The organism is Cellulomonas sp. PS-H5 (assembly GCF_019265565.1).
Classification (GTDB): Bacteria; Actinomycetota; Actinomycetes; order Actinomycetales; family Cellulomonadaceae; genus Cellulomonas.
The window spans coordinates 94726-104059 of sequence record NZ_JAHVCI010000007.1 but is presented as its reverse complement, the minus strand read 5'-3'; the positions used below and the strand labels follow the sequence as shown (position 1 = coordinate 104059).

Sequence of the window (9334 nt, the reverse complement as noted above, 5' to 3'; positions counted from 1 at the left end):
GGCGTCGGCGGCCGGCGCGACCTCGGCGGGCGCAGCCTCGGCGGCAGGCGCACCGGCCTCCTCCGCGGCGGCCGCCTCGGCCGCCTTCTGCGCGGCGGTCTTGCGCGGCGCCCGGCGGCGCACCGGCTTGGCGGGCGCCTCCTGCGCGGGAGCGGCGGCCTCCGCGCCGTCGCCGACCGTGAAGTCCAGCGTGTCGGCCGCGGGCTCCGCGGCCTTGGTGGCCCGCGTGGCGCGGGTCCGGGTGGTGCGCTTGCGGGCGGGCGCAGCGGTCTCGGCCGGCGCGTCACCACCCGTCTGCGCTGCGGTGGTGGTGCTGTCCGAGGTGTTGTCGAGCGTCACGCGCGGTGCTCCTGCACGCCCGGGTACGCCGGCCACACGCTCGGCGCCCATCGGGCCGTCGGTCGTCGCTCGCGGGTCCGCGGCGACGGAAGTCGTCGGTGTCGGCCGCTGCACGGGCGTTCGGCGCCATCGCCTGCCTGGCCGCGCGATCCCCTGGGTCGGGGTCGGCCGGCCGGCGGCGCCTGGCAGCGCGATGCGCTGGTGCGGCGAGCACGGTGGCGCCCGGGGTGTGTGGATCCCGGGAGACCGCAGTCAGTATCGCACAGAGGTCCGCGGGACGTGCGGTAGGTCACGCTCGTGAAACCAGTCACAACGAGACGACATCGCGTCAGATCGCGGGACCTTTGTCCTACGCTTGTGAATCGGGGCGCAATACCGTCGACGGGCGGCCCTGACCTGGGCCGTTCGACCCTCCCCCAGTCAGTCGCGCCCCCACCACCACTCGCCTCAGCACCTGGACGGACACCCCCGTGGAAGCCCTCGACCTGGCACGCTGGCAGTTCGGTGTCACCACCGTCTACCACTTCATCTTCGTCCCGCTGACGATCGGTCTGACCCCGCTCGTCGCGATCATGCAGACCATCTGGGTCCGCACCGGCAACGAGACCTGGCTCCGCCTCACCAAGTTCTTCGGCAAGCTCATGCTGATCAACTTCGCGATCGGCGTGGCGACCGGCATCGTGCAGGAGTTCCAGTTCGGCATGAACTGGTCCGAGTACTCCCGGTTCGTCGGCGACGTCTTCGGCGCCCCGCTCGCCATGGAGGCCCTCGCCGCCTTCTTCGTGGAGTCGACGTTCCTCGGCCTGTGGATCTTCGGCTGGGACAAGCTCCCCAAGAAGATCCACCTGGCGTCGATCTGGGCGGTCGCGATCGCGACCAACCTCTCCGCCTACTTCATCCTCGCCGCGAACTCGTGGATGCAGCACCCGGTCGGCACGACCTTCAACACCGAGACCGGCCGCGCCGAGATGACCGACGTCGTCGCGGTGCTCACCAACAGCACGCTGCTGGCGGCGTTCCCCCACACCGTCACCGCCGCGTTCCTCACGGCCGGCACCTTCGTCGCGGGCATCGCCGCCTGGTGGATGGTCCGGCTCGTGCGCAACGGCGACAGCGAGAAGGCCCGCACGGTCTACCGCCCGGCCGTCATGCTCGGCGTGTTCACCATGCTGATCTCGGGCGTCGGCCTCGGCATCACCGGCCACGCGCAGGGCCAGCTCATGTTCGAGCAGCAGCCCACCAAGATGGCCGCCGCCGAGGCGCTGTGCGAGACCGAGGACGGCGCGGCCTTCTCGATCCTCGCGATCGGCGACCTGACGAACAACTGCGACGGCGTCGCGCACCTCATCAGCATCCCGGGCCTGACCTCCTTCCTCGCGAACAACGACTTCACGTCGCGCATCGAGGGCGTCAACGACCTGCAGGAGCGCTACGAGGAGCAGTACGGCGAGGGCGTCAACTACATCCCCGACCTCACCGTCACGTACTGGGCGTTCCGCCTCATGATCGGCCTGGCCGCCGGCTCGGTGGCGCTCGCGCTGGCCGCGCTGTGGTTCACGCGCAAGGGCCGGGTCTCGGACAACAAGTGGCTCGCCCGCATCGCGATCTGGGCCATCCCGACCCCGTTCCTGGCCTCGTCGTTCGGCTGGATCTTCACCGAGATGGGCCGCCAGCCCTGGGTGGTCTACCCGGCACCGGGGGGCGTGGACGGCGTCTGGCTGCTCACCGAGCGCGGCGTCTCCGAGGTGGTCAGCCCGACCACCGTGGTCATCTCGATGGTCGCTTTCACGCTCGTGTACGGCGTGCTGGCGGTGTTCTGGTTCCGCCTGATGAAGCGGTACGCCGTCGAGGGCGTCGCGGACACCGAGAAGGACTACAGCACGGACAACCCCGACAACCGGCCCGACCCGAGCGACCCCGACGCGGCCGAGCGCCCGCTGTCGTTCGCGTACTGAGAGGAGGCGGCCATGGATCTCCCGCTCATCTGGTTCGTGCTCATCGCGGTCCTGTGGACCGGCTACCTCGTGCTCGAGGGCTTCGACTTCGGCGTCGGCATGCTGCTGCCGTTCCTCGGCCGCAAGGACAAGGACCGCCGGGTCATGATCAACACCATCGGCCCCGTCTGGGACGGCAACGAGGTGTGGCTCATCACCGCCGGCGGCGCGACCTTCGCCGCGTTCCCCGAGTGGTACGCGACCCTGTTCTCCGGCTTCTACCTGCCGCTCCTGCTCATCCTGGTCGGCCTGATCTTCCGGATCGTGTCGTTCGAGTGGCGCGGCAAGATCAACACCGACACCTGGCGCGCCTGGGCCGACCGCGGCATCATGCTCGGCTCGTACATCCCGGGCATCCTCTGGGGCGTGGCGTTCGCCAACCTGGTGCGCGGCGTCGAGCTCGACGCGAACCACCAGTACGTCGGCGGCTTCTGGGCGCTGCTCAACCCGTTCGCCCTCCTGGGCGGCGCGGTGACGGCCCTGCTGTTCGTCACGCACGGCGCGATCTTCCTGGCGCTCAAGACCTCGGGCGACATGCGCGAGCGCTCCGGCGTCCTCGCCGCCCGGCTGGCGCCGATCACGCTCGTGGTCGCCGCGGCGTGGGCCGTGTGGGCGCAGCTCGCCTACTCGGTCACCTGGACCTGGGCCGCCGTGGCGCTCGCCGCCGTCGGGCTGCTCGCGGTGGTCGTCACCACCCGCGCGCGCCGCGAGGGCTGGGCGTTCGTGTGGTCGTCCGTGGTCATCGTCGCGGCCGTCGTGCTGATCTTCGGCTCGATGTACCCGGACGTCATGCCGGCGTTCGACCCGGCGAACTCGCTGACCATCCGCAACGCGTCCTCCACGGACTACACGCTGACGATCATGACCTGGGTGGCCGTGATCCTCACGCCGGTCGTCCTGCTCTACCAGGGCTGGACGTACTGGGTGTTCCGCAAGCGCATCTCGGCCGAGCACATCCCGGAGCACACCGGGCTGACGTTCGCCGCGGTGCTGCCGACGACCGGCGCGTCCACGGGCCACGGGGGCACCTCCCCCGACGGCTCCACCCGCGCCTGAGGGACGATCGACCGCGTGAAGCCGCTCGACCCGCGCCTGCTCCGGTACGCCCGCGCCGCCCGGGGGTACCTGGCCCTGACCGTCGCCCTCGGGCTGGTCACGGCCGGCCTGGTGATCGCCCAGGCGATCCTGCTCGCGCAGGTCCTCGCCGCCGCCGCGCACGACGGAGCCACGCTGCCCGACCTGCTCCCGCGGGTCGGGTGGCTGGCCGCCGTCGTCGCGGCGCGGGCCCTCGCCGTCGGCGTGCAGGAGCGGTACGCGCACCGGGCGGCGACCCGCGCGGTCGCCGAGCTGCGCGAGCAGGTCGTCGCCCGGGCGGCGGCGCTCGGGCCCCGCTGGCTGGCCGAGGGCGAGGGCGCGCGGGTCGTCACGCTGGCGACCCGCGGGCTCGACGCCCTCGAGCCCTACTTCGTGAAGTACCTGCCACAGCTCGTGCTGTCGGCCACCGTCACGCCCGCGGTGCTGGTCGTGATCCTCGACCTCGACTGGGTGTCCGCCGCCATCGCCGCGGGGACGATCCCGCTGGTCCCGATCTTCATGGTCCTCATCGGGCACCTCACCCAGGGCCGCTCCGAGCGCAGCCTCCGGGTCATGCAGCGCCTCGGGTCCCAGGTGCTCGACCTCGTCGCCGGGCTGACGACGCTCCGCGCGTTCGGGCGGGAGCGCGGCCCGGCGAAGCGGGTGCAGGCGCTCGGCGACGCCCACCGGCGCGCCACGATGGGCACGCTCCGGGTCGCCTTCCTGTCCGGCATGGTGCTGGAGCTCCTCACCACCCTGGCCGTCGCCCTGGTCGCCGTCGGCATCGGCCTGCGGCTGGTCTACGGCCACCTCGACCTGACGACCGGGCTCGCCGTGCTGGTGCTCGCCCCCGAGGTGTACCTCCCGCTCCGCCAGGTCGGCGCGCAGTTCCACGCGTCCACCGACGGCGTCGCCGCGGCCGACCAGGTGTTCCGGGTCCTCGAGACCCCCGTCCCGCCCGCGGGCGCCACCCCCGCCCCCGACCTGCGCGGCGCAACCGTCCGGCTGCGTGGCGTCACCGTCCGCGCGCCGGGCCGCGACCTGCTCGCGCCCGCCGGCCTGGACCTCGAGCTCGCACCCGGCCGCACCGTCGCCGTCACCGGCCCGAGCGGCGCGGGCAAGTCCACCACCGTCGACGTGCTCCTCGGCCTGCTCCGGCCGGACGCCGGCGCCGTCGAGCTCGTCGGCGCCGACGGCCGCGTCGTGCCGCTCGCCGACGTCGACCCCGGCACGTACTGGCCGCAGGTCGCCTGGCTGCCGCAGCGGCCCGTGCTCGACCCGGCGTCCGTCAGCCGGCTCGTGTCCGGCGCCGAGGACGCCGAGCTCGACCCCGCCGCGCGCACCCGCCGCGACGAGGCAGCCGCCCTCACCGGGCTGGACGCGGTCGTCGCGGACCTGCCAAACGGCTGGGACACCGACCTCGGCCGCGGCGGGGCGGGGCTCAGCGTCGGCCAGCGCCAGCGCGTCGCCCTGACCCGGGCCCTGCTGTCGGACGCGCCGCTGGTCGTCCTCGACGAGCCCACGGCGCACCTCGACGCCGCCGGCGAGCGCGTCGTGCTGGCGACCGTGGGGGCGCTGCGGGCCGCCGGGCGCACCGTGCTGCTGGTCGCGCACCGGCCGTCGCTGATCGCGCTCGCCGACGAGGTGGTCACGGTGCGGTCCGCGCCGCTGCCCGCCGCCGACCGGGCGGACACGGACGAGGCGGGTGCGGGCGAGGCGGACGCGGACCGGGCGCACGCCGACCGTCCCGCCGGCGACCCGGACCGGGCCCCGAGCGCCGGCGCGGCCGTCGCCCGCCTCGGCGCCGCCGAGTCCGCCCTCGTCACCACCGCCGGCGTGTCCGGCACCGCCCCGGCCCCCGGGGAGGGCGACCGATGAGCACCGCGACCACCGACCCGCGCGCCGCGGCCGATCGCGCCGCCGGCGCGGCCGCGGGCGCCACCCCCCGCGGCCCGCTCGCCCGCCGCCTCGCCGCCGACCCGCTGTGGCGCGCCGTGCGCCTGCTCGACGTCGATCCCCGCCGGGTGGCGCTGGCCGTCGTCCTGGGCGTGGCGGCCCTCGGCTCGGCGGTCGCGCTGGCCGCCGTCTCCGCCTGGCTCATCACCCGCGCCGCGCAGATGCCGCCCGTGCTCGAGCTGTCCGTGGCGACCGTCGCCGTCCGCGCGTTCGGCATCGGCCGCGGCCTGTTCCGCTACCTGGAGCGGCTGGTCTCGCACGACGTCGCCCTCCGGGGCATGGCCCGGCTGCGTACGACGCTGTACGAGCGGCTCGCCGCGGGCCGCCCCGGCGCCACGCTCGGCCTGCGGCGCGGCGACCTGCTCGCCCGGGTGGGCGCCGACGTGGACGCCGTCGGCGACGTCGTCGTCCGGGGCCTGCTGCCCGCCGCGGTCGCCGCCGTGCTCGGCCTGGGCACCGTCGTCGCGATGGGGCTGTTCCTGCCCGCCGCCGGCCTGACGCTCGCGGTGTGCCTCGTGCTCGCCGGGGTGGTCGCGCCGTGGCTCGCCCAGCGCGCCGCCCGGGCGACCGAGCAGCGCGCCGCCGACGCGCGCGCCGAGATGGCCGCCACCTCCCTCGGCCTGCTCGAGGACGCCGGCCCGCTCGCGGTGCAGGGCCGCACCGGCACGGAGCTCGCCCGGCTGCGCGCCGCCGACGCCGACCTGGCGCGCGCGACCGACCGCGGCGCCGGACCCGCCGCCCTGGCCGCCGGCCTCGGCAACCTCGCCGTCGGGATCGCCGTGCTCGCGGCGCTGCTCGTCGGCGTGCCGGCCCTGGCCGCCGGCCACATCGCCGAGGTCGACCTCGCGGTCATCGTGCTGACGCCGCTCGCCGCGTTCGAGGCGACGAGCGTCCTCCCGGCCGCCGCGATCCAGCTCCACCGCTCCCGCGTCGCGGCGGCCCGGCTGATGGCCGTCCTCGACGACGCGGCGACGCCGGACGAGGGCGCGGCGTCCGTGGGTGCGGCGTCCGTGGGTGCGGCGTCCGTGGGTGCGGTCGCCCGCGACGCCGATGCCCCCGCCACGGCGACCCCCGATCGCTCCGCCTCCGACGCCCCCGCGACCGACGCCCCGGCTCCCGGGCTCCCCCTCCCTACCCTCGCCGGATACGCCACCGCGCCGCCGGCCTCCGCCCGCCTCACCGCCCGCGGCCTCGCCGTCGGCTGGCCAGGCCGCGCCCCGGTCGTCACCGGGCTCGACCTGGACCTGGCGCCGGGCCGCAGCGTGGCCGTCGTCGGCCCGTCGGGCGTCGGCAAGACCACCCTGCTGCTGACGCTCGCCGGCTTCCTGCCCCCGCGGGCGGGCGAGCTGCTCCTCGACGGCATCCCGCTGGCCGAGGTCGACCCGACCGTCCGGCTGGCGCGGCTCGCACTGACCACCGAGGACGCGCACATCTTCGAGACCACCGTGCTGGAGAACCTGCGGGTCGCCCGCGGGGACGCGACGCCCGACGACACCCGGGCCGCCCTGGACCGCGCGGGGCTGGGCGACTGGCTCGCGGGCCTGCCGGACGGCGTCGACACCGCGCTCGGCCCGGACGCCCGCAGCGTGTCCGGCGGCGAGCGCCGGCGGCTGCTCCTGGCCCGCTCGCTGCTCGCGACGGCGCCGCTGCTGCTCGTCGACGAGCCGGCCGAGCACCTGGACCCCGCGACCGCCGACCGCCTGGTGGGCGACCTGCTGGCGGCCCCGCGCGACGCCGCCCCCTCCCCCGCCGGCGCCGCCGGGCCGCTCGACGACGCGGCCGCGCGCGGTGTCCTCGTCGTCACGCACCGGCTCGCCCCGCTCGAGGCGGCGGACGAGGTGCTGGTCCTGCGCGAGGGCCGGGTCGCGGCGCGCGGGACGCACGCGCACCTGCTGGCCACCGACGCCCAGTACGGTGAGGCGCACGCCAGCGAGCAGGACGAGGGTGGGACGACGAGCACATGGCCGACGAGCTGACCGGACGCCAGGACGCGGCGCCCCACGACGCCGCACCGCGGGACGCCGCACCGCAGGACCCCGCACCGCAGGACCCCGCGCTCCGGGGCACCGCGCCGCACGACCCGCACGCGCCCGCCCGGCGCGAGCCGGGACCCCGCCCGCAGGACGCGGCCGCCGCCGAGCAGCGCGCCGCCGCCCTCGGCGTCGCCGCCCCGACCTACGGCCCCGGCGTCACGACCACCATCCACGTCCGCGAGCCCGGCGGGCGTTCGCACCTCGAGCTCGGCACCGCGTCCGAGACCGGCGACGAGCTCGCCGACCTGCTCGACGCCGTGCTGTCCGTGGCCTCGGGCCTGGACCTGCCGGGCGTGCTCGAGCGGTTCGTCCGGGTCTCCGTCGAGCTGACGGGCGCGACGTACGGGGCGATCAACGTCCTCGACTCCCGCGGCGAGTCCACGACGTTCGTGCAGACCGGCGTCCCCGCGGCCGCCGCCGCGATGATGGGTCACCCGCCGCACGCCCGCGGCGTCCTCGGGCACATCCCGGTCCACGGCGTCCTCAAGCTGGACGACCTCACGGAGCACCCCGCGTTCCAGGGCTGGCCCGCGGGTCACCCCTCGATGGGGTCCTTCCTCGGCGCCTCGGTGCGCGTGCGGGACCAGGTGTACGGCTACCTGTACCTGTCGGAGAAGGACGGCGGCTTCACCGACAAGGACGCCACCACCGTCATCGCGCTCGCCGCCACGGCCGGCGTCGCCGTCGCGAACGCCCAGCTGTTCGCCGAGGGCGCCCGCCGCGAGCACTGGCTGCGCGCGGGCCAGGACATCACCACCATGCTGCTGTCCGGCGCCGACGAGGAGGACGCGCTCGCGCACATCGCCGCGACCGCCCGGGACGTCGCCGACGCGGACGCCGCCGCGCTCGCCCTGCCCGGCGTCGGCGGCGAGCTGCTCATCGAGCTCGCCGACGGCCACAACGCCGACGCGCTCGTCGGCGCGCAGCTCACCCCGGGCGGGCCGACCTGGTCGGTCATGGAGGAGGGCCAGGGGCTGATCATCGACTCCCTCGCCCGGTCCAGCCGGATCACCGTGCCGGCGATGCGCGCGTTCGGCTCCGCCCTCTTCGCCCCGCTGCAGACCTCGGGCCGGGGTGTCGGCGTGCTGATCCTGCTCAGGAAGGTCGGCACGCTGGCCTTCGACGGGGGCGACCTGGCGACCGCGGAGTCGTTCGCGTCCCAGGCCGCGCTGGCGTTCGTGCTCGCGGAGGCCCGGCACGCCCAGGACCAGGCGGCGCTGCTGGACGAGCGCGAGCGGATCGCCCGCGACCTGCACGACCTGGCGATCCAGCAGCTGTTCGCCACCGGCATGCAGCTCGAGACCGTGCGCCGCCGGGCGTCCCGCGGCGTCGACCCGTCCGAGCTGACCAGCATCGTCGAGGAGGCCCTCGACAACGTCGACGCCTCCGTGCGGCAGATCCGGCAGATCGTCTACGCGCTGCGCGACCCGGACGCCGCGACCGGCATCGTCGAGCGGCTGCGCCGGGAGGCCTCGCTGGCCCGCACCGGGCTCGGGTTCGCGCCCTCGCTCATCGTCCTGCTCGACGGCGAGTCCGTGCCGGATGGCGACTACATCGTCGCGGACCTCATCGACGAGCGGATCGGCCCCGACCGCACCGACGACGTCGTCGCCGTCGTCCGCGAGGGCCTGGCGAACGCCGCCCGGCACGCGCACGCGTCCTCGGTCGCCGTGCGCGTGACCGTCCGCGGCGCGGGCCCGCTCGGCACCGTGCACGTCGAGGTCGAGGACGACGGGGCCGGCCTGCCCGCGACCCGCGACCGCCGCTCCGGGACGGGCAACCTGGCCGCGCGCGCCCGGCAGCACGGCGGGACGTTCTCGCTCGGGGTCGCGCCCGGCGGGCAGGGGACGCTGCTGTCCTGGGAGGTCCCGCTCGGCTGAGCGCGCCCTGGGTGCGCCCGCTCGTGCGGCTCCTCGAGCGGGTGTCGAGTCGTCCACA

The 9334-nt window shown here is 75.8% G+C and carries 5 protein-coding genes and 1 pseudogene; 5 read left to right on the top strand and 1 reads right to left on the bottom strand.

The genetic code is table 11. The features are described from left to right. Positions 1 to 339 (bottom strand): annotated as a pseudogene (locus J5O08_RS05135) (transcription termination factor Rho); the annotation flags it as partial. 470 nt (positions 340 to 809) lie between these two features. Here J5O08_RS05135 and J5O08_RS05130 point away from each other — a divergent pair. From J5O08_RS05130 to J5O08_RS05110, 5 genes are read left to right on the top strand one after another with little or no spacing between them, the layout of a single operon-like run. Further along, entirely contained in the window at positions 810 to 2294 is a 1485-nt protein-coding gene (locus tag J5O08_RS05130) for a cytochrome ubiquinol oxidase subunit I (protein WP_218705766.1), read from the top strand. 12 nt (positions 2295 to 2306) lie between these two features. Then, positions 2307 to 3389, top strand: coding sequence for a cytochrome d ubiquinol oxidase subunit II (gene cydB / locus J5O08_RS05125; protein WP_218705765.1), 1083 nt, complete (start codon positions 2307 to 2309; stop codon positions 3387 to 3389). Positions 3390 to 3404: 15 nt separating this feature from the next. Next, positions 3405 to 5285, top strand: a complete 1881-nt coding sequence (gene cydD / locus J5O08_RS05120) for a thiol reductant ABC exporter subunit CydD (protein ID WP_218705764.1) — start codon at positions 3405 to 3407, stop codon at positions 5283 to 5285. Then, positions 5282 to 7339 (top strand): amino acid ABC transporter ATP-binding/permease protein, encoded by a 2058-nt coding sequence (locus J5O08_RS05115; protein WP_218705762.1) that lies wholly within the window; start codon positions 5282 to 5284, stop codon positions 7337 to 7339. Before cydD ends, J5O08_RS05115 begins: the two co-directional genes overlap by 4 nt. After that, positions 7324 to 9276: a GAF domain-containing sensor histidine kinase gene (locus tag J5O08_RS05110; protein ID WP_218705760.1), complete on the top strand. Its 1953-nt coding sequence runs from the start codon at positions 7324 to 7326 to the stop codon at positions 9274 to 9276. Before J5O08_RS05115 ends, J5O08_RS05110 begins: the two co-directional genes overlap by 16 nt. Positions 9277 to 9334 lie beyond the last annotated feature (58 nt).